The following is a 21,866-nucleotide window of genomic DNA, read 5'->3' on the forward strand; positions in this document are numbered from 1 at the left end:
AGCCGTGTCGCCTGGGGAGGCGATGAGAACTTTCAGGACATGCGCGTCGAAGGGCATGCCCGGACAGGCCACGAACATCACCAACCGGGGCAGTTAGCGAGGTCGCGCCCGCAGCAACGCGGGCACGTTGCTGCGGGCGCGAACCCAGTCTTCGATGACGGGATCGATCCATCCGAGCAGCTCGAGTAGCTCACCGTGCAGGCCAGCGATGCCTTTCCCGGTGCCGGCGATCTGTGCCGAGTGGATGGGCTCGTGGTGGGCGATGCGGTTGCGCAGGGTGTTGAGGTGATCGAGCCGGGTATAGACGGTTTGGCGACGACGGGGATGCAGGTGGGGGTATGCCAGACGTAAGCACGGGGTCCACAGCGTGGCCTCGTAGCTTCTGGCGTGGAGGAACCGCCAGAAGCCGAACATCAGCTCGGCAACGACCCGGCCAGGCAATTCCGGACGTCCGCCGCGGGTGGCACGCTGGCGGGCCTTGCCGATGTCATCCTGGGATGCCGGACCGAAGACCGAGTGGCGATACCAAAGAGGATCACCGTTCTGCCGGTGATTCCAGTCTTGGAGCTGCTTGTGGCAGGCGTTACGCAGGACGACTTCGAGGTAGCCGAGATCTTCGAACACTGCGGCGCTGATACGGCCATTCCACTCGTAGAGATCCAGTGCCCGGTCGACGTCACCGCCGGCCGCAGCCTGGTACGGGGCGAGGCGTTCGGGGGTGAGCAGCGTGTGCAGACTCTGGATCAGGGCGGTGGAACGGTTGGGCATCTCACTCCGGGCTCTATGAGGGGTTCTGTGGAAGTGCTGTACGATTGTCATCGAAGACCCCGGATCGGCCTCTGCACTTCGTGCATGTCACCGGGGTTTTGACAATTCTGCGGTATGTCAGCCAGGTCGCTGGGCGTCGAGAACCTGGTTTGTCAGTTCGATGGTGGACAGGTACACCCAGAAGATCCAGTCAAGGTAGAAGTCGTCATAGTCCCTCTTCTGCCTGGCATCTTGGTGGCGTACGTGAAAGTTGTTGGCTAGGTCGAACAACGCTCCTCGGTCGCTTTTTGCGAGCGCATCAGCGAGTACGCCGTAGCGGCGTTCCTCCAATACGAGGGCGAGTGCAGCAACTGCGGACCTCTTCTGATTGCGGTCGCTTCCCCGTTCACGGAAGAGCGCAAGCGCATGGCGCACCTGGTCCGCTGACTCTCCATCAGAACGGGCAGCAACAGACTGAGCCAGGGCTGTGCGCGCTTCGTCCGTAACTGTCACCAGGCGGCCGATGTCCTCGCCATCTTCGGCGAGTCGTAGCTCCAGGGTGCTGCCTTCGAAGAGCTTGTTCACGCGCCACCGATAAACGACACCACCCGCTCCGATGTCGAACTTGTCGTGGTGCCATCCACACTCGGAAAAGTCGTGGTAGAAGCGAGTATTCGGTTTCGCGACCTGATCGTGTAGCAACTCGACAATATCGTAGAAGAGATCGATGCTGTCCGCGAGAAGATCTGCGTCCAGGGGCCAGATCCCCTCCACTCCCAGTTCTCTGTAGATCAGCGTGTGGACGGAGATCAGCGTGTGGACGGTGTCATCTCGCGGGTCATCGACGCAGTCCTTCCCGAATCTGTTCTCGAAATACCCCGCAGTGTCGAGTTCATCGATGAGAGATACGAATCCACGGACCAGCGCTGGTGTATCCAAAGGCGCAGCTTCTGGAGATCGACCAGCTTTCCGCGCACTCCAGTACAGACGTCGCGGGGGTGGATCTTCTCGGAGCTGCTCGGCGTTGACCATCAAGAGACGCAGATGCTCTTGCCGTGGAGTCAATCGCCCTGTAACGGCCTTCTTCGTCCCCCATGGATCAGAGTTGAAAACTGCAGGTACCCCGCGAAACTCGCTCAGTGGTCCACTCCGGTACCCCCGGACGAAGGCGTCCTCGATCAAAAGCGCGCAATCGTCATCCCAACCCTGGATATCGCGCATGTTTAGCAACTTTGCAGCTTCAGCCTTGAAGAGATCACGGGGCCACACGAGCTGATACTCGGGCTCTGAGAGTCGGTGGTTCACCGGTTAATTATCGATATGTCGGGTTGAGTCCCGCATCGTGGTGTAGCGCGGTCACCGTACCGGGGCGCCCGTGTGCTTTTGTCAGGTCGGTGCTCCCCCAGCTCGTTTCCGTGCCGGAGCAGAGCCTTTGCGGGCGGTCCCCTCGGCTCGGGGGGTGTGCCGTGCCCGTGTTCCGGCGAGTTCTTGGCGGAGTACGGCACGGCACACCCCCGCGGAAATCCGCGAATACCGCACCCTGCAACGCCACCACGGCGACCACGCACCCCGCGGGGTACACGATGCAATAGATGCAACATTGGTCGTTGCGCACGCCATGCGCTCATTGCGTTGCGTGCAACGCGCCTATCCGCTCAGACGGGTACGGCTGCAAAACGGGTGCACGATGCGCTGCCGACCAGGAAGACAGCGGCAACGACTCAGCCGGTATCTACCCGATGCCGGTCGTTCCCCGTTGCGGTATCGACCTCAGCTTGTGCGTGTCCTCAACCGTCGAGGCCCGGTGTTTTGCACCGTTACGGGGTGGTGTTGCAACGATGCGTTGCACCTGCAAACAGCGTGCTGCAATGGGTTGCGTTGCACCTGCAAAGCTTGCGTTGCAGGTGCAAAGGCCGAGCACGACGGGGGACGGGCCCTGCGGATCTGCTGCCATGGATCACCGTGGGCCAGGAAACCGGCGCCGACGACTGGGTACTTGCCCGGCCAGGTCCCGGGCACCGAACCCCGCCGCCCCAGCCGAGGCCGATCCGAGCCGGGAACACGGCCTACCGAGGGAGACTGTGTCAGACCTGCGGCCGCAGCGCGCATGCTGTTACCCGCCGTGTTGACAGGCCCGATCGGCCCGGACAACCCCTGTCAGGGCCTGGCATTACCGTCAGGGCCTGGCATTACCGTCAGGGCCTGGCATTACCGTCAGGGCCTGGCATTACCGTCAGGGCCTGGCATTACCGTCAGGGCCTGGCATTACCGTCAGGGCCTGGCGGTAACAGCATGGTTCGCACAGGAGGACCGATCGTGACAGCATTCGAGGTTCTCCCCCTGCCCGGGTTCGCCGCGGCACCCCCAACACGGGTGCCGAGCAACTCGCCCTGATCGGGCAGCCCCAACCCGTGCGTATCCCCCACCACCTGTGGCAGAAATGGCTCGGTGATCCGCACGTCGTGGCCCGGTTCGAGACGAAACGCTACCGGCGCCCCGATCACCGATGCTGGCCCTGGCTCGGAGCGGTCTCTTCCACCGGACACGGTTCCTTCCGTGCGGCCAGCCTGCCCGGGTCATCCCGGCGCGGCACCGTCCCGGCGCACCTGTTCGCCTATCAGCTCGCCCACGGGGTGATTCCACGACTCGGTTGGTCCGGCACCGCCGACGCCGTCCTGTGCCACCAGTGCGACTTCGCCGGCTGCACCAACCCTGCCCACCTGCGGCTGGGCACCAACGCCAGCAACCGCGCCGAATACACCCTCCGCAAACACAACCCCACCGGCGCCCTCGCCGTCACCCGCGGTCCCGCCGGCCGTACCCGAGCCATCGCCGCCGCCATCCGCACCAGCACCCGCCACCACGAAAACCCCGACACCACCGAGAAACGCATCCGCGTCGCCGAAGCCGTCGGACAGCCCCTCACTCTCTGGTAAACAGCAAAACCCGAACTGACGTTCCTGTCATCAGACTTTCCAGCTGCTCTCAACCGGGTAGCAAATGAGCAAAGATCGAGCAGGCTTTGGCGGGATACCTGATATGGCTTGGCTCGACCTACTCGAATAATTTCGTATATGGCTCGGCGTGTCCGACTCGAATATCAATCTCGGTGAGGCACCATGCTGGATATGGACACCGCGGGGGCACTGCTACTGAGCGACGAACAGTGGGCGCAGGAGGTGCTGCTCCCGCACCGGCCCTACGCGACGAACTACCTCGACCGCGGCCAGTATCGGATGAGCCGCGACGACGCCCTGGCCATGCGTTACGTCGAGCACTCCCCGCACGCCCTGCTGGGCTCCATCGTCATCGACTGCGACCACCCCGACGCCGCGATGCGCGCGTTCGAGCAGCCCTCGGACCATCCCGCCCCGAACTGGGTGGCCCAGTCCCCGTCCGGGCGGGCGCACCTGGGCTGGTGGCTCGGCCCCAACCACGTCTGCCGCACCAACTCCGCCCTCCTGACCCCGCTGCGCTACGCGCACCGCATCGAAACCGGGCTCAAGATCTGCGTCGGCGGCGACTTCTCCTACGGCGGGCAACTCACCAAAAACCCGATCCACCCCGACTGGGAAACCATCTACGGACCGTCCACCCCGTACACGCTGCGCCAACTGGCCACCATCCACACCCCGCGCCAGGCACCCCGGCGGCCCGACCGGGCCGCCGGCCTCGGCCGCAACGTCACCCTGTTCGACACCGCCCGCACCTGGGCCTACCCCCAGTGGTGGCACCACCGGCACGGCACCGCCGACCAATGGCTGCTCCTGGTCCTGCAGCACTGCCACGCCGTCAACACCCAATTCGCCGACCCCCTCCCCTTCGTCGAGGTCCGCGCCACCGCCCACTCCATCGGCAAATGGATCTGGCGCAACTTCGACGAAGCCACCTACCGCGCACGCCAAGCCCACCGCGGAAGCAAAGGCGGCAAGGTCATGACCCCTGCCAAGATCGAAGCGAACCGGAAACGAGCCACCAAGTTCGACCTCGCCACCGCACTGGAGTACGCGCTATGAGCAAAGGTGCAGCCCAATCCCAACAACGCCGGTCCATCACTGCCCGAGAACTCGCCGAACGGCTCGGGTCCTCCGAGCGAACCGCCCGCCGACTCATCGCTGAACCACGAGATCAGTTCCTCGAACGCGCGCAGACACGCCGTGACCGGGTCGTGGCGTTGCGGAATCAAGGCATGAAGTACAAGGAGATCGCCGAGGAAATGGGCATCTCCACCGGAGCCGTCGGCCGGATCCTGCACGACGCCCGCAAGCTCGAAGAAAAGGAGGCTCCCGTTCATGAAGCCTGCTGAGGACGAAGAGCTCCAGCGGTACCACCGAGAATTCGAACCGATCACCGACCTGCGCGACTACGCCTTCGTGTTCGCACAGAAGGGCTACGCCGGCTCTCCGGTGATCTGGCTCGACGCCCAGGTCAACGTGCTCGCCGTCGCCAACGCTCTGCGCGCGTTCGCCGAACAGATCGAACGAGCCGCGCTGGACGACCCGAACATCCCGGACTCGGACTGGGAGAACGCCGGGCGCCGCAAGCCCCGGTAGGTAGGTCGCAGACCCGGCACGCAACGGCACCGCGATGGCCTGATACACACAACCCGAACACATGAGGCCACCCGGCGGCCTACCAACCACCGAGAAAGGCCCCCTGTGCCCGCAACGCTGCACACGATTGTCGACGCATTCCGTGAGCTCGAGGTGTCGAACCGCGAGCGCGGCGAGCGGTTCGAGCGTCTGATGGCCCAGTACCTGCGACTGGACCCTCTCTTCGCCGACCGCTTCGAACAGGTGTGGATGTGGTCGCAGTGGCCAGGACGGGACGGCAAACCCGACACCGGCATCGACTTGGTCGCTCTCGAACGCGAGACCGGCGGCTACTGCGCGATCCAGTGCAAGTTCTACGAACCCGACCATTACCTGCAAAAACCCGACATCGACTCGTTCCTGGCCACCTCTGGAAAGAAGCCGTTCACCAGTCGGCTGATCATCTCCACCACCGACAGGTGGGGTTCCAATGCCAACGCAGCCCTCGACGGACAGACCATCCCCGTCCAGCGCATCGGACTGTCGTATCTCGCCGACTCCCCGATCGACTGGGACACCGCCTGGCCCACGGGCAAGGTCGAGGTCGACCTGACCCGCACCGCACCGAAGCGGCTGCGCCCGCACCAGGACCTCGCCGTGCGGAAGGTATTCGAGGGGTTCGAGACCTCCGATCGCGGCAAACTGATCATGGCCTGCGGCACCGGCAAGACGTTCACCGCACTGAAGATCGCCGAGTACACCGCCCGGGCCAAGACTGGCCCGGCGACGGTGCTGTTCCTGGTCCCGTCGATCTCGCTGCTCTCCCAGACGCTGCGCGAGTGGTCGGCGAACTGCGACGTCGAGCTGCGCAGCTACGCAGTGTGCTCGGACACCAAGGTCGGTAAACGCTCCGACGACACCGAAGACATCGCCATCGTCGACCTCGCCCTGCCCGCCACCACTGACCCGGACACCCTCATCACCCGCATCAAGAACGCCGCCCATCCCGACGGGCTGACCGTGGTCTTCTCGACCTACCAGTCGATCGGGGTGATCGCCGACGCCCAGAGCAAGGGCTTGGGCGAGTTCGACCTGGTGATCTGCGACGAGGCACACCGCACCACCGGCGTCACCCTTGCCGGGGCGGACGAGTCGAACTTCGTGCGGATCCACGACAACACCTATCTCCGGGCGGCCAAGCGCCTGTACATGACCGCCACCCCCCGACTGTTCGACGACGGCACCAAGTCCAAGGCCGATGAGGCCGGCGCCGAAATCGCCTCGATGGACGACGAAACCAAGTTCGGTCCCGAATTCCACCGCCTCGGGTTCGGTGAGGCGGTCGAGAAGAACCTGCTCACCGACTACAAGGTCCTGATCCTGACGGTCGACGAGAAGTACATCGCCAAAAACCTCCAGTCCCAGCTCGCCGACGAGAACAACGAACTCAACCTCGACGACGCGGTGAAGATCGTCGGCTGCTGGAACGGTCTCGCCAAACGCGCCGGCCAGACATCGGACGGTCAGGGTTTCGGCACCGACCTGGCCCCGATGCGCCGTGCGGTGGCCTTCTCCCAGTCGATCAAGGCGTCGAAGACCCTCTCGGGCAAGTTCGTAGAGGTCATCGACAGCTACGATGACTCCGGCGAGGGTGCGCTGCGCTGCGAGGTCGACCACGTCGACGGCACCTTCAACGCCCTCGAACGCAACCAGCGCCTCGACTGGCTCAAGGCCGATGCCGGGGACGGGGTGTGCCGGATCCTGTCGAACGCCCGCTGTCTGTCCGAGGGGGTCGATGTCCCCGACCTCGATGCGGTGCTGTTCCTCAACCCCCGCAACTCCGTGGTCGACGTGGTGCAGTCCGTGGGCCGGGTCATGCGCAAGGCCGAGAGCAAGGAGTACGGCTACATCATCCTGCCCGTCGGGATCCCCTTCGGGATGGAACCGTCCGAGGCGCTACGCGACAACAAGCGCTACAAGGTGATCTGGCAGGTCCTCCAGGCCCTGCGTGCGCACGACGACCGCTTCAACGCCACCATCAACACCATCGACCTGAACAAGAACAAGCCCACCAACATCATGGTCGGCTCCATCGGTCTCGACGACGAAACCGGCTCCGGTGGTGAAGGATCTGGATCGGAGAAGGCCGGACAGGACGCCGCGACCCAGCTGGCGCTATTCAATGCCGCGGAGTGGCGTGATGCGGTCTACGCGAAGATCGTTGCCAAAGTCGGTGAGCGCACCTACTGGGAGGACTGGGCCAAGGACGTCGCCGCGATCGCCGCCCGGCATACCGCCCGCATCACCGCACTCCTCGAATCCGCGGACGGCAAAGTGGCCGAGGCGTTCGACAAGTTCCTCACCGGGCTGCGAGCCAACCTCAACGACGGCATCACCACCGCCGATGCGGTCAACATGCTCGCCCAGCACCTGATCACCAAACCGGTGTTCGACGCATTGTTCGAGGGTTACGACTTCGCCGGCCACAACCCGGTCTCGAAGGTCATGCAGACCATGCTCGACGTGCTCGACGACCAGGCCCTGTCCAAGGAGAACGAGGCTCTCGAAGGCTTCTACGCCAGCGTCCGTCGGCGGGCGCAGGGCATCGATAATGCCGAGGGTAAACAGAAGATCATCACCGAGCTCTACGAACGGTTCTTCAAACTCGCCTTCGCCAAGACATCCGAATCATTGGGCATCGTCTACACGCCGATCGAGATTGTCGACTTCATCCTCCGCAGCGTCGACGACGCCCTCGAGAACGAGTTCGGGGTCGCGATCACCGACACGGGTGTGCACGTCCTCGACCCCTTCACCGGCACCGGCACGTTCATCGTCCGGCTGCTGCAGTCCGGTCTGATCCGGCCCCAGGATCTGTCCTACAAGTACGCGAACGAGTTGCACGCCAATGAGATTCTGCTGCTCGCCTACTACATCGCGGCGATCAACATCGAGGCCACCTACCACGGCCTGGCCGGCGGCGACTACGTCCCGTTCGAGGGGATCGTGCTCACCGACACCTTCCAGATCCACGAAGACGGCGACACGATGGACGAGATCATGTTCCCCCAGAACAACGCCCGCGTTGCCCACCAGAAGACCCTCGACATCCGGGTCATCGTCGGCAACCCGCCCTACTCGGTCGGGCAGACCAGCGCCAACGACAACAACGCCAACCAGACCTACCCCACCCTCGACGCCGCGATCGAACGCACCTACGCCGCGAAATCGACTGCCACCAACAAGAACTCGCTCTACGACTCGTATATTCGGGCGATCCGGTGGGCCACCGACCGGATCGGGGACTCCGGCATCGTCGCCTACGTCTCCAACGGCGGCTACATCGACGGCAACACCGCCGACGGCCTGCGCCTGACCCTCGCCGACGAGTACAGCAGTCTGTACGTCTACAACCTGCGCGGCAACCAGCGCACCGCCGGCGAGCTGTCCCGTAAGGAAGGCGGCAAGGTCTTCGGGTCCGGGAGCCGCAGCACCGTCGCTATCCTGCTCGCTATCAAGAACCCCGCCCACCCGGGCGACTGCTGCATCTTCTACCGCGACATCGGCGACTACCTCACCCGCGAACAGAAACTCGCCGCCATCGACAGCGATCGGCTCGCCAGCATCGACTGGCAGACCATCACCCCCAACCCCGAGGGCGACTGGATCAACCACCGCAACGCAGCGTTCGACACCTACACCCCCATCGGTGACAAGACCGCCAAAGGCAAGTCGCTGACCGTGTTCGGCACCTACTCCGCGGGATTGAAGTCCAACCGGGACTCGTGGGTGTACAACTACTCGCGACCTTCGGCTGAGTCGAACGTGCGCCGGATGATCGACTTCTATAACAGTCAGGTCGACGCCTTCGCATCTCACTGCGCAGACGACGAGATCGCCGACCGCAAGAACAACGTCGACACCTTCATCGACACCGACCCGACCAAGATCAGTTGGAACCGCGGCACCAAGCAGGACCTCGCGAGGGGAAAGAAGTATCCGCACCGGCCCGATGCCCTCACCGTCGGTACCTACCGGCCCTTCACCAAGCAACACGTCTACTTCGATCGGCAGCTCAACGACATGATCTATCAGCTGCCGATGATGTTCCCCACCCCCGATCACCCCAACATCGGCTTCTACCTCACGGGTGCGGGATCGGATAAGCCGTTCTCCGCGCTCATGACCGACCTGATCCCGGACCTTGCCTTCTGGGGATCGAGCAGCGGCCAGTTCTTCCCCCGCTACACCTACGGACCAACCGAGGGCGAGCCGAGCCTCTACAGCGACGACGCCGCGGCCGGCGGTTTCGCCCGGGTGGACAACATCACCGACGGGATCCTCGCCGACTACCGCACCACCTACGGAAATGCGGTGTCCAAGGACGACATCTTCTTCTACGTGTATGGGCTCCTGCACTCCCCGGCCTATCGGGCCGAGTTCGCGGCGGATCTGAAGAAAATGCTCCCCCGCATACCCAAGGCCAAGGACTTCCGCGGGTTCGTGGCTGCAGGTCGTCAGCTCGCCGACCTGCACATCGGCTATGAGTCGGTCGATCCGTACCCGCTCGAGGAGACCGAAACCAAGGCGGTCGGTGTGGACGAGTACGCGCTGCACCGGGTGCAGAAGATGAAGTTCCGCTCGAAGACGGACCGTTCGACGGTCGTCTACAACAGCCACGTCACCGTCTCGGGAATCCCGGACGAGGCGTACCGGTACATGCTCGGCTCCCGTTCGGCGATCGAATGGATCATCGACCGATACCAGGTCAAGACCGACAAGGCGTCCGGCATCGTCAACGACCCGAACGACTGGTCCCGCGAGCATGAGCAGCCCCGCTACATCCTCGACCTGCTGGCCCGGATCGTCACCGTCAGCGTCGAGACGATGAAGGTCGTCGACAACCTGCCAGGACTTGAGATTCTAGAAAGTTAGGTTGTTAGAAACCTGATTCATGCTCGTGGTTCTTGATTGTTGAGCCACTGCCACAGCGCCTCGTACACGGCGTCTTGCATGCGTATTCCGCGTTGGGCGCAGGCCGTTTTGACCAGCCGTTGCAGGTCCGGGGGAAGCCGGGTGGCGAAAGCTGCCAGCTTCGCGTCCTTCGGGAGGGTCGGCGGCGTTGCGGCGGCTTCCCGGGCGAGTTGCGGGGTGAAGGGGTGCGGTTTGACGGACGGTGCCGCGCCGCGTGGAGCGGCGAAGGCGGAGGGCTTGCCGGCGGCACTCATGCGACGGTCACAGTGGTGAGCACCCGGTCGAGAGCGGCGTCGAAGGCGGCCGTCACCTCAGGCACTACGGGGCGGACACTGTGCACGGGAACGTGGTCCCCGGTTGCTTCGGACACGGCGGCGCGTTGAGGAACCACCATCGGCAGCACCAGATCACCCAGTGCTTCCCGGATCTCGGCGGCCCGGTACGTGGCTTCGCGCCCCTGGGCTGGCATTCGGCCCAGCAGGACGCCGGCGACCTTGAGGTTGGGGTTGTAGTAGCGGGTGATCGTGTCGATCGCGTCGAGGATCTTCGACACACCTCGACTGGCCATGAACGACGGTTCTGTTGCGATCAAGGCGGCGTCGGCGGCGATGAGGGCGTTGGAGACGAGCTTGCCCACACTCGGCGGGCAGTCGATCAACACCAGCGGATACCGCTGCCGGATCTCGTCGGAATCGAGGGCCGCCCGCAGGCGCTGTTCGACCCCGAGCCCGGATACCGCATCAAGGTCTGCGAGGTCCAGGTCCGAGGGAATCACGCTGACGTGGTCCCATTTCGAGACATGCACCGCGTCGATGGCACTTCCGCTCAGCTCCTGGGCAAGCAGATCCGCCGCAGTCCTGCTGTCGAGTGGGTACTCGATGCCGAGTGCTTCCGAGGCGTTGCACTGCGGGTCGAGATCCACCACCAACGTCTCGATCCCTCGGGCACTTGCCGCCGAGGCGAGGCCGAGCACGGTGGTGGTCTTGCTCGACCCACCCTTCTGATTGACAACGGCAACTGCAGTCATGGCCGAAACCCTAACAATCTAGATTGTTAGAAACCGTCATTTAACAGTGTGTGTCGCGCTCGTATTCGGACCAGCCACGGCAAGGAGCGAAGCCGCATTCGGCTTTTCAGCTCCGTGATTTCTCCAGCAGAGCCTGGGCTTTGGCCTTCCGTTGCGGGATCGGATCAGACTCGGTGACCGAGCAGCCGTTGCGGTGCGCGGCGTCGATCCAGCGCTGCAGGACAGCAACTTCAGCGGCGAAGTTCTTCTGCTTGCGGTAGACGATTGCAGCCTGTTCGGTCCACCCAGTCGCGGGAGCTCCTCCCCAACAGTTCTCGGGGCGTTCGACCACCGCTATGACCTCGAACAGCAGTTCGAGCGCCTCGTCCAGTCGGCCGTCGCGCTTGAGCTGCTTCACAGGCTCGCTCCACGCAGTGAAATGTCTTCCGCGGACCTGTTGCCTCGGGTCGTTGCGATTCTGGGGAGCAATGTCGCTGTCGTCGGCAAGGGCGTATGCGTCGACCGTGGCCGGTGCAATCAGGTCCGGCAGCGGCACGGTTCGGTCACCGGCCAGCAGTGCCTCCATCTGCCGCTGGTCGAGAATCGTGATGCGCTGGCCTGCAGCCTGCAGACGGCGTGCCTCTGTCAGCTTCTCGGTTTCCTGCGGTCGACCGTTGCGGTCGAGCCAGCCTCCCGCGACGAGCACGGTGGTGCGGCGGGTGACGGTCTTGTTCACCCGAGCACCGCATTTCGCGAGCAGTGACCATGCTTCGTCTCGGCTGAGTCCGCTCAATGTGCCGGTGACGACGACCGTGTGTCCGAACAGTGGGTGCTCGGGGGCGGCATCGGCATGTGGTGGCGGTGGGGTGGCGCTCGCCCGGTATCCCGATGTCCTCGGGGTGCCGTCGCGGGTGGTGTTGCGTGGTGCGATTGCTTTCTCGACGGTGGCGCGCCCGAGCATCATCCCGGTGGCAGTCACGTAGGTGTCGACGCTCGACGCCCCGCGTCGGCGCATGAGTTCGAGCGCGATCTCGGCAGCGGCGGAGGCATCCGCCGAGGCGTCGTGGTGGTGGCGCAGGTCGACGCCGAGCGCGCGTGCGACTGTCGGGAGCTTGTGGTTGTGCAGGTCGGGGAGCTCTCTTCGCGACCATTGCAGGGTGCACCCGTAGTCCAATGGGCGCCAGGTCGATCCGTCGGCGGCGGAGGCTTCCCGCAGCGCGCCGACGTCGAAGGCGGCGTTGTGTGCGATCAGCGGAAGGTCCCCGACGACATCGAGCATGTCAGCGAGCCGTTGACGGAAAGTCGGCTGTCGGGCGACGTCGTGGGCCGTGATGCCGTGGATCCTAGTGTTGCCCGCGTCGAACCGGTCGAGCCCTTCCGGTGGACGGCACAGCCACGAATGGGTTGCCGTGATCTGGCCCGCGGTGACCACGGTCAACCCGATCGCGCAGATGCTGCCACGCGCACCGTTGGCGGTTTCGACATCGAACCCGACGAAACTCGGCCCAGTGAACACCTGCACGTCGATCGACCTCTGGACGACTGAAGCCCGCAGCGGTACCTGCGCCGGCGCGGGTACCGCATCTGATGTCTTTCGAAGCGAGGGCTGGAGGGAATCGGTAGGCCGTATCGGCATCTGAGACCGATGACGGTTGTCGTCGACCCACTGTTGGAGGTGCTGCAGCAGAGTCCCCATCTGCTCACGCTGACCGCGTCTGAACAACACCGTGTGCGGATCGCTCGGTGCCACACTGCGCCCGAGTTCCGAACGCATGCTTCCCACACACAACTGGATCCAGCCGTTGGTCAACATCGACGGCTGCCTGACGTGGAACCCGACCACATCACCGAGCGCCACCACCTGACGAGGACCGATCATCCTCGTCAGTAAGCCCCTCCGATCGATCACCAGGTTCTCATCGGTGATGGTGACGGTCGCGCCGTACCCCTGACACTGCAACAAATCGTCCTCCTCGAATTCTTCGACGGACAGTAGCGGGCCATACCCCGGATGACAGCCGGAGCAAAGGCGGAGCCTACCCACGAACCGTCGAACTATGGTTAGAAAAATAGAAAGTTAGAAAGTCCTGATTAGCTTTTGTTTCATATGGACTAAGCGTCGACCGCCGCAAACAATGTCCGGTAGAGGGTGCTACGTCCGATGCCGAGGACTTCGGCGATCTCGCCGACGGAGACGCCGTCTTCGCGCATCTTGAGGGCTTGGCGCCGCTTGGCGGGAGTCAGCGTCGGAGGCCGGCCGCCGATGCGGCCGCGGGCTCGGGCGGCGGCGAGGCCTGCGGTGGTGCGTTCTTTGATGAGGTTGTGTTCGAACTCGGCGAGGGCACCGAACATGTGGAAGACGAGTTTGCCGCCGGGGGTGGAGGTGTCGATCGTCTCGGTGAGGGACCGGAAGCCGATGCCGCGGTCGCCGAGGGTGGTGATGAGTTCGATCAGGTGGGGCAGGGAGCGGCCGAGCCGGTCGAGGCGCCAGACGACGAGGGTGTCTCCGGGGCGGAGCGCGTCGAGGACGGCGTCGAGGTGGGGGCGCTGGGTTTTTGTTCCAGAGGCGGTGTCGGTCCACACCCGGAAGCAGCCAGCGGCGGTGAGGGCGTCGTGTTGCAGTGCCGGGTCCTGATCGCTGGTGGAGACGCGGGCGTAGCCGAGGAGATCGTTCACACCGGGCAGTGTCCCGGAACTCACCGACATGCTCGGGAGCGAGACGTGCGCGGTGGGACGGGTTTTGGGGACAGGAAAGCTTGAGGTCGCACCGGTCCGTTCGCGGCGGGGTCGGGGTGTCCCGGAAGGGTTCGATTTCGGGACGCGAACACTTCTCCTATTCTTGGCACGCTGACACTCCTTCAACATCTGGAAGAATCGCATAACCAGGACATGACCATGACCCGCAGCCATTTTGAGGGGACTTCCACTTTGAGTGACCGATCTGCCTTCCAGCGCCTCACCCCTAACATTCAGGGCAATACACAACTGCGCGAGCCACAGACCGAGGCCTACACGGCAATCGTCGAGCACTTCGCCGATATCGAGAACCACCGTGAAGCCGGCATTGTGCTTCCTGTCGGCTGCGGCAAGTCGGGCCTCATCACGCTGACTCCCTTCGCCTTGAAGGCGCGACGAGTCCTGGTCATCGCACCGGGGCTGCGTATTGCAGCGCAGTTGCTCGGTGACTTCAACCCAACCGAGCCCGGAATGTTCTACCGCAAGTGCGCCGTACTGCCGGGACCGGAGTATCCCGAGCCAGCCGAGATTCGCAGTGCCAAAGCCAACCTCTCCGACTTAGAAGTTGCGGATGTCGTGGTCACCAATATCCAGCAGCTTCAGCGCGGCGGGGCTGACAACAAGTGGTTGGCCGACTTGTCTGAGGACTACTTCGACCTCATCCTCTTCGACGAAGGACACCACAACGTTGCCGAAAGTTGGGAGGTGCTGCGGAAGCAGTTCCCAGAGGCCAACATCGTGAGCCTCAGCGCCACACCGACACGAGCCGACGGTCGTCTCATGTCCGGCGAGATCGTCTACACATACCCGATCTATCGTGCGGTTCAACGCGGCTTCGTCAAGCACGTCAAGGGGCTGGTTCTCAACCCGTCTTCACTGCGCTACGTCCGCCGCGAAGACGGTCAAGAAGTCGAGGCCAACCTCGATGAGGTGCGCCGACTTGGCGAGGTAGACGCAGACTTCCGCCGCAGCATCGTCAGCTCCAAAGAAACCCTAGACACCATCGTCGACGCCTCTATCACCGAGCTACGCAGGCTCCAAGATGCAACCGGCGAGTCGCGTCTCAAGATTATCGCGTCGGCACTCAACATGGAGCACTGCAAACAGATCGTCAGGGCGTATCAAGAGCGCGGCCAGCGAGCTGACTACATCCACAGCCGCGAGGACTCCAGAACCAACGACGCCGTCCTGGCTAAGTTGAATCGCCACGAGCTAGATGTCATCGTGCAGGTCCGCATGCTCGGAGAGGGATTCGACCACCCATACCTCTCAGTGGCCGCTGTGTTCAGCATCTTTGCCAACCTGTCGCCGTTTGTGCAATTCGTGGGGCGCATCATGCGCGTCATCAAGCAGGAGGCTCCGGGCGACCATCTCAACTACGGCTCAGTCGTGTTCCACGCTGGCGCCAACACGGCCAAAGCCTGGGACGACTTTAAGGACTTTGCCGAGGCCGACCAAGAATGGTTCCAGCTCCTGACCGAACAAGTACCGGTAGGCAACGAACCCAGTCGCGAGGTTGACCCGACCAACGACATGGGACGCGAGCGGGATCCTGATGCCGTGCGCATCGTCGAGCCAGGCCCGACCACACTGGAAGAGCTGCCCTTGCTCTCCGACGAACGCCTCAAAGGCACCTTGACAGGTCTCCTGTCAGCGGGCTACACCGCTGAGGACATCGGGCGGGTCGCCAAGCTCCTCGAACCCATCCCCGTTACCAAGCAAGCTCGGCGCCAAGCTTCGCGCAGCTGGCTAGACGAGACGATCAAGACCAGGGCAGGCAAGCTCGTTCGGGACCACGGACTGAGCCCCGAGGGTCGCGACCTGGACACCAAGCACCTGAGCCAGGGCAACTGGGTGATTGTGAAGGCCGCCATAGACAAAAAGGCCAACGCCTCAGTTGGCCGCGGCACGAGGACACGGAGCGAACTTAGCCAGGCCGAGATCGACCTGATCACTGGGCGGTTGGACAGCATCGTTGCTGAGGTTGAAGGGGAGCTGTTCGGTGGGTAGGCCAAAGACGCTCATTCTGGCGATGACCGTGGACAAGGCACTCAAGCGACACACCTGCCAGCACAACAACAAGCACGTGATCTCGAAGGGTGACCTGCGGCTCAAGGTAGCGAAAGGACGCAGTCATGAGCACTACTGCACCGCCTGCGCCGATAAGTTCATCGACCTGGCCCTGCAGGGGCTGCAGAAACTGCAGGGTGATCTCAGATTGGAAGCCGGAGAGCCACGCGACTAGTTAAATGGCACGTCGGTCGGCTAGCGGCGCGGGAACATCCGGACCCGGGACGCTCTAGACCGAACAGGCTGGCCACCCAGCCCCATGAACCCCGACTTGCCGGGTCAGTCGGTGGCTTTGGGGTGGCGGGTGCCAGCAGCTTTGATCCACAGGGTGCGGCGGGCGGTGTCGACGAGGTACCAGATACGTCCGCCTGCGGTGACTTCGTACTGCCACTGTTCCATCACCACCCCGCTGTGCGCGGCTGTGGCGAGAGAGCCTTTGAGCTGGTGGTGCCGCGTGGTCGGTACGGGAGTGTCGGGCCGCGCACGCAACTCGTGCCAGGTTGTGAGGGTGTTCGCGGGTGCCTGCTGACACAGGGCTTCCCAGCCCTTGACCGCCTCGGTGGTGGCGAACCGCAGTTCCCACGCACTGGCGCCGGCGGGTGGGGCGACCCGGTCACCTCGTTTCGGGCTCACGCAGCGTCCGGTGCAGGAACAACTCCGAAATCCTCATCGGTGTCCGCGGCCAGGATCGCCGCCAGCTCCGGATCGGCCAACACCTCGGCGGTGTGCCGCCAGGCTTCGATCACCTGCACCACCGGCGCCGGGTTGTCGAGCGATTCCGCCGCCCGCAATGTCGATACCAGCTCGACCACGAACTCCTGAACCTCCTCGCGGGGCAGGAACGTCACCCACGGGAACACCTCGGGAAGCACATCGGTGACCAGCTCCCGCGCCCGGTGATCGCGCTGCATCAACGCCACGAACATCCGCGCCGTCACCGCCGCCGCCGTGTGCTCGAGCTCCGCGCGTGCCGCCGTGGTGAGAACCAGGTCCTCCGCGTCACGACGTCGCACCAGCAACGACTGGCCCGGCGACCTGCGCAGCCGCTCGACCGTCGCTTTCCCCTGCAACTGCAGTTCCGAGAACGTCACCTCATCCACACTCATACATTAAAATTACTTCTAAAGTATGGAATTGTCGATGATGCAATCCCGATGCCACATGGTTTCGTGATTGCATACCACGACGGCGGCGCCGTCGTGGCCGGGCGGATCAATGCTCGCGGTAGTCAGGATCTGCAGCGAGTTCGGTCATGATCTCCCGTAGCAGGGAAGAGTGTTCTTCCCAGGTCGGTGGTCGTCTGGCCGGCATCGCGAGAGGCCGGTGGAGTAGGTCGCGTGAGTCGACGTGCCGCTCGCACCAGTGGAGCCACTCGGTGGCCGACTCACGGGCGGGCTCGTCGGTGATGGTGTCGATCCGGGCTGCCATGGCGGCGAGGTACTGGCGCCGCGCGGTCACGTGCTGCCAGTCGGCGAGTTGTAGGTCGAGGGCTTCGGCCCGCATGTTCTCGGCGTGCCGGCCTTCGATGAGCTGTTCGGCGGCTTCTCTCCTGCGATTCTCTTCTTCGAACGCCCGCAGCTCGGCGGCCTTACGGGCTTCTTCCCGGTCGACGGCGTCCTCGATGATCTGTATAGCGTCTGCGAGATGGTCTTCGACCCGTACTCGAAGGGTTTTCGAATCGGCCCACTTCTTGTCCCATCCCCGGAGGAGGTCCCCATAGACGCGCAGCCGCAGGCGTCTACCGGGGGTGATGTCCCAGCGCGGGGGGCGACTCCATTCCCACTTCCGTTGCTTTTCGAGCTCCTTCGGTGTGGGTGTGTGCGGTGTGTAGTCGTCGAGCTGGTGCAGGCTGACGAAGAACCGGTGGGACCGGATGTTGATGATGAGCTGACCGGTTTCCTTGTGCGCGTAGTAGCCGTTCCCGCGAGGTGCGTTCTTCGCCGGCGCACTCACCTGGTGTCCCCTCGCCGCGGCTTCCGTCGCGATCGCATGCAAGATGCGCAGCGCCCGCGCCCTGACCTCGGTGCCGAACCGCGTCGATCTGCCGTCGTCGCGGATCTCGGTCACCGCCGGGTGCCACCGGCCGATCCGCGGGGCGTCGACGACCTCCCGGGGCGGCATCGTCCTCCACACCGGGCGATCCTCGAGACGGAAGATCTTCTCGTAGTAGGTCGCACCCGTTTCCATGACCAGCCTCTGCCCGTCCGGGGGCATGCCCCGCCGGTTGATCGTCGAGACCCGCACGGCGTACGGGGTGTTGTCGCCTTTAACATTGCGGGTCAGCGTGCCACCGGCCTCGGCGACATCTCGTAACAGTTGCCGCGTCGGGGTCAGCTTCGGCGACGTCGGAGCATGGGGCTCACCACTACCGGGCGTCTGTACGGGAGTGGGTGTCGGCGACTGGTTCCGGGCTGCGGGGCGAATCGCCTGCCGGTCGCGGCTCGCATTCGGGGCCTGGTTCGGTGCACCGGATCGTTTCTTCGGCTTCAGGTGCCCATGCGGATAGGTTCCGTGGTCGAGGTAGTGGCGGCCCGCATCGAGGATGCTGGCGCTCCACAGCCCACCCTTCTTCGAGATCGCGATCAGCCGACGATTCTGCAGGGCGATCGCCACCGTCTTGTAGGTCGAATCCGGCCACTCACGCGCCGGACATTCCTCACCCACCCACCCCAGAACCTCGAGCTGACGCGTATTCAGGGGTGTATCGAGTGCAACCACCGCACGAGTTCAACAGATCCACGGCTAAAGCCCTGTGGTGGGCTGGTTGGTTGTACCCGGTTCATGCCGCCCACGGTGATGGAGCAGGGCGAAACCCAGTGATGAAGAGTCACTAGGTTCACCCAGATGATGTATTGGATACAGCACGACTCCAGTACCAAGTGGTGATTCGTGCCGTCGCCGATCCGGTCGAGGATTTCGATATCATTCCCGAGTATTGGAGCGGTCGAGAGCAGCGTTGGATCGCCGACGAGGATCTCGGTTCCCAAATGATGTGGAACCCGAACATCATGCCTGCCTTGCAGCAGGACGTCGAGCGGGCCATCGCCGAATCGGAATTCTCCTAAACCACGCGCTCACCGAAAGGCCCGCAGTCTCCGTGGCCGCCCGTCGACTACAGGATCAGACCGTCCGCCAGGTGCCCCGAGCAGACCCGCAGTTCAGGCATCGGTGATCACCCACACCTGCGTTGCGGGGCCGTTCATGCCGACACCGTAGGCCCGGTACGCACGGCCTGGCGGGTGTCCGCACGGCGGGGTACGCCGGTGTGGAAGAGGCCGGCACCCGAATGAATCGAAACCTCCCGCAACGTGTGCCGTACCCGGCTTACCTCCCGCAGTCCCAGCTGTCCGGAACGTTCACGGGTTCTCACCCGGTGGTGGTCCCGAAAACGACCTACAACCGAAAATCTTCGACACATCTCTTGCACTGAAGTCCGACTTTTGGCGCGACGAAATATGATTCCGGCCATGAACCCACCGTGGGGGCGTCGGCGGTCACCGCTGCTACCGTGTGGGGTTGGCCGGTAGCGACAATGGTGGTGCGCCCTCCGCCGTCCGAATCGGGGTCACCGTCACCTCGCATCCATGCCGCGATCCGTGCCTGACCCCTGCGATGGGCGGGGAACCGGCGGGTTCGTCATCGCCGGGTTCCTCTGTTTCCTTCGCGGCGCTGCAGGGCTCGGCGTTGCTGGCGGGAGAGCGCCGAGGTGTCCGGTGTACTTGCCGCTGGTCCCGGGGTTGGGGTCGTGCGACGGACGTAGTCGTCGAGGAGTGGCGCGAGCCGCAAGACAGCCTTGTGGAGGGGGCCGGGGAGTTGTCTGCCGATGCTGCGGGGGCGAATGCTCGCGGCGAACGAGTCCAGTATTCGGGCGAGGAGGTCGGAGTTTTTCATGACGTGGACCAGGAGTTCGAAGGGGTCGACGTGCCGGACTTGTGTGGGAGGGGTGTCGGTGTACCGGTACTCGATCACGGGCACCTTGACGGGTTTTTCGACGGTTCTAGTTTGCCGGATCACCTGCATGCCGACGGCGCCGGCGCGGGCGGCCTTGCGGGCGGTGTGAGCGTCGCGGCGGCACTGATCCGAACACCACACCTTCGGTCGTCCCCGCCCCGGCTGCGGGGTGATCGGGGCGGTGCACCACGGGCAGAGTCCCGGATCCGCGCCCTCACTGCTGCCCGATTCCGTGGTGTTCTCGGCTGCGGTATCGGCGGTCTCGTGTGACGGCTGCGGGGTGTTCATGGACGGCATCGTATTTCGTCGCGCCAATATTTCACCAATGGTGCAAGAGGTGTGTCAAAGATTTTCGGTTGTGGGCCGTATCGGGACCACAACCAGGCAAGGACAACGGTGCGGAACGTGGAGGGATCAACTGCGGGAGGTAGGCCGGGTACGGCTGGGACTGCGGGAGCTGCACTACGACGTCGAACGGAGAGCGGGGCGAAATGTTGCCCCCGACCCCCCGGCCCCGGGTCCGGGGGGTCGGGCGCGGGGCTGCGGTATGCGATATGCGGGTGCTGCCAGTCGGCTGCTGCGCGACTCTCATGCCGCCTGACACGAGAGTCGGATGTTATCGAGGGGCGGACTGTCAGGTACCGGCCTCGCACCAGCAGAGGGTGACGTCGGTCGGTGCGGGCGCGCCGACCGTACCGAGGTACTCGAGGACCATCACGCGGGCGGCATCAAGATCCCGGCTTCCGTAGGTCTGGGTGGTGCCGTGCCCGTCGATGTCGAGCACCAGACCGGACACACGTCGGCGGCCTCGCCACCACGGCCCACGGGTCTGCCAACGGCTTACTGTCACACGAATCTGCGTCATGGATCGAAGCATCCCACCGGAGTATGCGGGTCAGGTCGCCCGAGGCGAGACGATCGACTTCCCTCTCCCGACGTTCACCTTGATCTCAACGATGCGGCCCAGCGAAGCGCTCCCGATCCGGCCCGGGTCGGGAGCGCCTCTTTATGACGAACTCGACGCAGGGAGTGTGATGTCAGGGGAGCGAGATCCGGTGTTCGATTCGTTTCTTCTCACCGTTCTCTTCCCACTCGAAGGTGACGGTGGCGGAGGAAGCAGTACCCATCGCCACCCACATCGGCCAGGCGAAGTTCGAGTGTGGGATCAGATCGAACGAGCGTGCGGTTTCCTCATCGATGTGGACGTGCTGGGTGAACTCCCCGAAGTCCACGGTGAGGTTCTCCGCGGTGACGGCATCGCTCAGGTTCTCGACCACCATCTTGTAGCGGTTGGTGAACTTCGGGGCGCCCTTCTTGTCGATACCGGTCTGCTCGCGTTGTTTGTCGATGCGTCCGCGAACTTGTGCGCTCTGGCCGCGGCTCTTGATTGTCACGTGTCCCAGTCCGAGAGAGTCGAGGTCGTGCTCGAGTGTGTTGCGGACCTGGAACATCAAGTCGTCGGCACCGGTGTACGAACCCAAGAGTCCCTGCATCTGAAGCTGCGCTTTGAAGTCGCGGAGTCGTTGTAGCTGGTCGAGATCGGCATCTCGCGGGATGGCTTCGCTCGAGAACCAGACATGCACGGGCTTACCGGCTTCGGCGGCCCGTGTGATCTCTTCCGCGGTGCCGGATACGGCCGTGTCGGTCGCGGTTCCGAGGCGACTGTCGAAGACGGCGACGACGATGTCGCAACTGTCGACCGCTTGGGCGTTGATGATGTTCTGTGGCGCCGCCCCGAGGAGTGGTACGGCGTTATCTTCCCACCGCCACGGGACGAGCACCGTCTGTGCGGCTTCCGCGCGAGAGGCATTCCACGTCATGACGGCTCGTAGGATTGCGTCTCTTTCGGG

20 protein-coding genes are annotated in these 21,866 nt (G+C 63.9%); 8 read left to right on the forward strand and 12 right to left on the reverse strand.

Going from position 1 to position 21,866, the window contains the following annotated elements; translation table 11 throughout:
- Positions 1-93: 93 nt before the first annotated feature.
- Both RM2_RS21450 and RM2_RS21455 read right to left on the reverse strand, forming a co-directional pair.
- A complete protein-coding gene (locus RM2_RS21450) occupies positions 94-768 on the reverse strand; it encodes a hypothetical protein (RefSeq protein WP_072691526.1) in 675 nt (224 codons plus the stop codon).
- Between the two features lie 117 nt (positions 769-885).
- Positions 886-1,686 (reverse strand): hypothetical protein, encoded by an 801-nt coding sequence (locus RM2_RS21455; RefSeq protein WP_218017258.1) that lies wholly within the window; start codon positions 1,684-1,686, stop codon positions 886-888.
- Positions 1,687-3,158: 1,472 nt separating this feature from the next.
- Here RM2_RS21455 and RM2_RS21460 point away from each other — a divergent pair.
- From RM2_RS21460 to RM2_RS21480, 5 genes are all read left to right on the forward strand, one after another.
- Entirely contained in the window at positions 3,159-3,683 is a 525-nt protein-coding gene (locus RM2_RS21460) for an HNH endonuclease (RefSeq protein ID WP_245814086.1), read from the forward strand.
- Between the two features lie 192 nt (positions 3,684-3,875).
- Positions 3,876-4,763, forward strand: coding sequence for a replication initiation protein (locus RM2_RS21465; RefSeq protein WP_072691528.1), 888 nt, complete (start codon positions 3,876-3,878; stop codon positions 4,761-4,763).
- Entirely contained in the window at positions 4,760-5,053 is a 294-nt protein-coding gene (locus tag RM2_RS21470; RefSeq protein ID WP_072691529.1) for a sigma factor-like helix-turn-helix DNA-binding protein, read from the forward strand. Before RM2_RS21465 ends, RM2_RS21470 begins: the two co-directional genes overlap by 4 nt.
- Complete coding sequence (locus RM2_RS21475) at positions 5,040-5,300, forward strand: hypothetical protein (RefSeq protein WP_072691530.1); 261 nt, start codon at positions 5,040-5,042, stop codon at positions 5,298-5,300. Before RM2_RS21470 ends, RM2_RS21475 begins: the two co-directional genes overlap by 14 nt.
- A gap of 105 nt (positions 5,301-5,405) precedes the next feature.
- Positions 5,406-10,214, forward strand: a complete 4,809-nt coding sequence (locus tag RM2_RS21480; protein ID WP_072691531.1) for a DEAD/DEAH box helicase — start codon at positions 5,406-5,408, stop codon at positions 10,212-10,214.
- A gap of 17 nt (positions 10,215-10,231) precedes the next feature.
- Here the strand turns inward: RM2_RS21480 and RM2_RS21485 are convergent, their stop codons facing one another.
- From RM2_RS21485 to RM2_RS21500, 4 genes are all read right to left on the reverse strand, one after another.
- Complete coding sequence (locus RM2_RS21485) at positions 10,232-10,507, reverse strand: hypothetical protein (RefSeq protein WP_072691532.1); 276 nt, start codon at positions 10,505-10,507, stop codon at positions 10,232-10,234.
- Positions 10,504-11,280 carry a ParA family protein gene (locus RM2_RS21490; RefSeq protein WP_072691533.1) on the reverse strand — a complete coding sequence of 259 codons (777 nt, stop codon included), beginning with the start codon at positions 11,278-11,280 and terminating at the stop codon, positions 10,504-10,506. Before RM2_RS21490 ends, RM2_RS21485 begins: the two co-directional genes overlap by 4 nt.
- Before the next feature lie 106 nt (positions 11,281-11,386).
- Positions 11,387-13,222, reverse strand: a complete 1,836-nt coding sequence (locus tag RM2_RS21495; protein ID WP_072691534.1) for an exonuclease domain-containing protein — start codon at positions 13,220-13,222, stop codon at positions 11,387-11,389.
- Between the two features lie 149 nt (positions 13,223-13,371).
- Positions 13,372-13,935 (reverse strand): recombinase family protein, encoded by a 564-nt coding sequence (locus RM2_RS21500; protein ID WP_072691542.1) that lies wholly within the window; start codon positions 13,933-13,935, stop codon positions 13,372-13,374.
- Between the two features lie 213 nt (positions 13,936-14,148).
- On the opposite strand from RM2_RS21500, the gene RM2_RS21505 reads away from it, so the two are divergent.
- Together RM2_RS21505 and RM2_RS21510 are read left to right on the forward strand one after the other, a co-directional pair.
- Positions 14,149-16,005: a DEAD/DEAH box helicase gene (locus RM2_RS21505; RefSeq protein WP_218017259.1), complete on the forward strand. Its 1,857-nt coding sequence runs from the start codon at positions 14,149-14,151 to the stop codon at positions 16,003-16,005.
- The gene (locus RM2_RS21510; RefSeq protein ID WP_072691535.1) at positions 15,998-16,240 is read left to right on the forward strand and encodes a hypothetical protein; all 243 of its coding nucleotides are present in this window, start codon (positions 15,998-16,000) and stop codon (positions 16,238-16,240) included. The genes RM2_RS21505 and RM2_RS21510 overlap by 8 nt, the downstream gene beginning before the upstream one ends.
- Positions 16,241-16,344: 104 nt before the next feature.
- Here the strand turns inward: RM2_RS21510 and RM2_RS21515 are convergent, their stop codons facing one another.
- The 3 genes from RM2_RS21515 to RM2_RS21525 form a co-directional block, all read right to left on the reverse strand.
- A complete protein-coding gene (locus RM2_RS21515) occupies positions 16,345-16,698 on the reverse strand; it encodes a hypothetical protein (protein ID WP_072691536.1) in 354 nt (117 codons plus the stop codon).
- Positions 16,695-17,171: a hypothetical protein gene (locus RM2_RS21520; protein ID WP_072691537.1), complete on the reverse strand. Its 477-nt coding sequence runs from the start codon at positions 17,169-17,171 to the stop codon at positions 16,695-16,697. The genes RM2_RS21515 and RM2_RS21520 overlap by 4 nt, the downstream gene beginning before the upstream one ends.
- 106 nt (positions 17,172-17,277) lie before the next feature.
- Positions 17,278-18,783 (reverse strand): hypothetical protein, encoded by a 1,506-nt coding sequence (locus RM2_RS21525; protein ID WP_072691538.1) that lies wholly within the window; start codon positions 18,781-18,783, stop codon positions 17,278-17,280.
- Between the two features lie 134 nt (positions 18,784-18,917).
- Between RM2_RS21525 and RM2_RS21530 the strand changes: the two genes are divergently transcribed.
- The gene (locus RM2_RS21530; RefSeq protein ID WP_139277876.1) at positions 18,918-19,130 is read left to right on the forward strand and encodes a hypothetical protein; all 213 of its coding nucleotides are present in this window, start codon (positions 18,918-18,920) and stop codon (positions 19,128-19,130) included.
- A gap of 571 nt (positions 19,131-19,701) precedes the next feature.
- On the opposite strand, the gene RM2_RS21535 is transcribed toward RM2_RS21530, so the two are convergent.
- The 3 genes from RM2_RS21535 to RM2_RS21540 all read right to left on the reverse strand — a co-directional run.
- Positions 19,702-20,304: a hypothetical protein gene (locus RM2_RS21535; RefSeq protein ID WP_072691540.1), complete on the reverse strand. Its 603-nt coding sequence runs from the start codon at positions 20,302-20,304 to the stop codon at positions 19,702-19,704.
- 346 nt (positions 20,305-20,650) lie between these two features.
- Entirely contained in the window at positions 20,651-20,881 is a 231-nt protein-coding gene (locus RM2_RS24200; RefSeq protein ID WP_139277877.1) for a hypothetical protein, read from the reverse strand.
- Positions 20,882-21,053: 172 nt separating this feature from the next.
- Positions 21,054-21,866, reverse strand: an 813-nt coding sequence (locus RM2_RS21540; RefSeq protein ID WP_218017260.1) for a DUF4062 domain-containing protein, incomplete at its 5' end; no start/stop codon positions are given.

Source organism: Rhodococcus marinonascens NBRC 14363, assembly GCF_001894885.1.
Taxonomy (GTDB): domain Bacteria; phylum Actinomycetota; class Actinomycetes; order Mycobacteriales; family Mycobacteriaceae; genus Rhodococcus_F; species Rhodococcus_F marinonascens.

Excerpts from the sequence above, each read along its gene's own strand:
- RM2_RS21490 (WP_072691533.1), bottom strand. The coding sequence starts at position 11,280 with ATGACTGCAGTTGCCGTTGTCAATCAGAAGGGTGGGTCGAGCAAGACC.
- RM2_RS21465 (WP_072691528.1), top strand. The coding sequence starts at position 3,876 with ATGGACACCGCGGGGGCACTGCTACTGAGCGACGAACAGTGGGCGCAG.
- RM2_RS21505 (WP_218017259.1), top strand. The coding sequence starts at position 14,149 with ATGACCATGACCCGCAGCCATTTTGAGGGGACTTCCACTTTGAGTGAC.
- RM2_RS21485 (WP_072691532.1), bottom strand. The coding sequence starts at position 10,507 with ATGAGTGCCGCCGGCAAGCCCTCCGCCTTCGCCGCTCCACGCGGCGCG.
- RM2_RS21475 (WP_072691530.1), top strand. The coding sequence starts at position 5,040 with ATGAAGCCTGCTGAGGACGAAGAGCTCCAGCGGTACCACCGAGAATTC.
- RM2_RS21535 (WP_072691540.1), bottom strand. The coding sequence starts at position 20,304 with ATGAACACCCCGCAGCCGTCACACGAGACCGCCGATACCGCAGCCGAG.
- RM2_RS21450 (WP_072691526.1), bottom strand. The coding sequence starts at position 768 with ATGCCCAACCGTTCCACCGCCCTGATCCAGAGTCTGCACACGCTGCTC.
- RM2_RS21470 (WP_072691529.1), top strand. The coding sequence starts at position 4,760 with ATGAGCAAAGGTGCAGCCCAATCCCAACAACGCCGGTCCATCACTGCC.
- RM2_RS21520 (WP_072691537.1), bottom strand. The coding sequence starts at position 17,171 with ATGAGTGTGGATGAGGTGACGTTCTCGGAACTGCAGTTGCAGGGGAAA.
- RM2_RS24200 (WP_139277877.1), bottom strand. The coding sequence starts at position 20,881 with ATGACGCAGATTCGTGTGACAGTAAGCCGTTGGCAGACCCGTGGGCCG.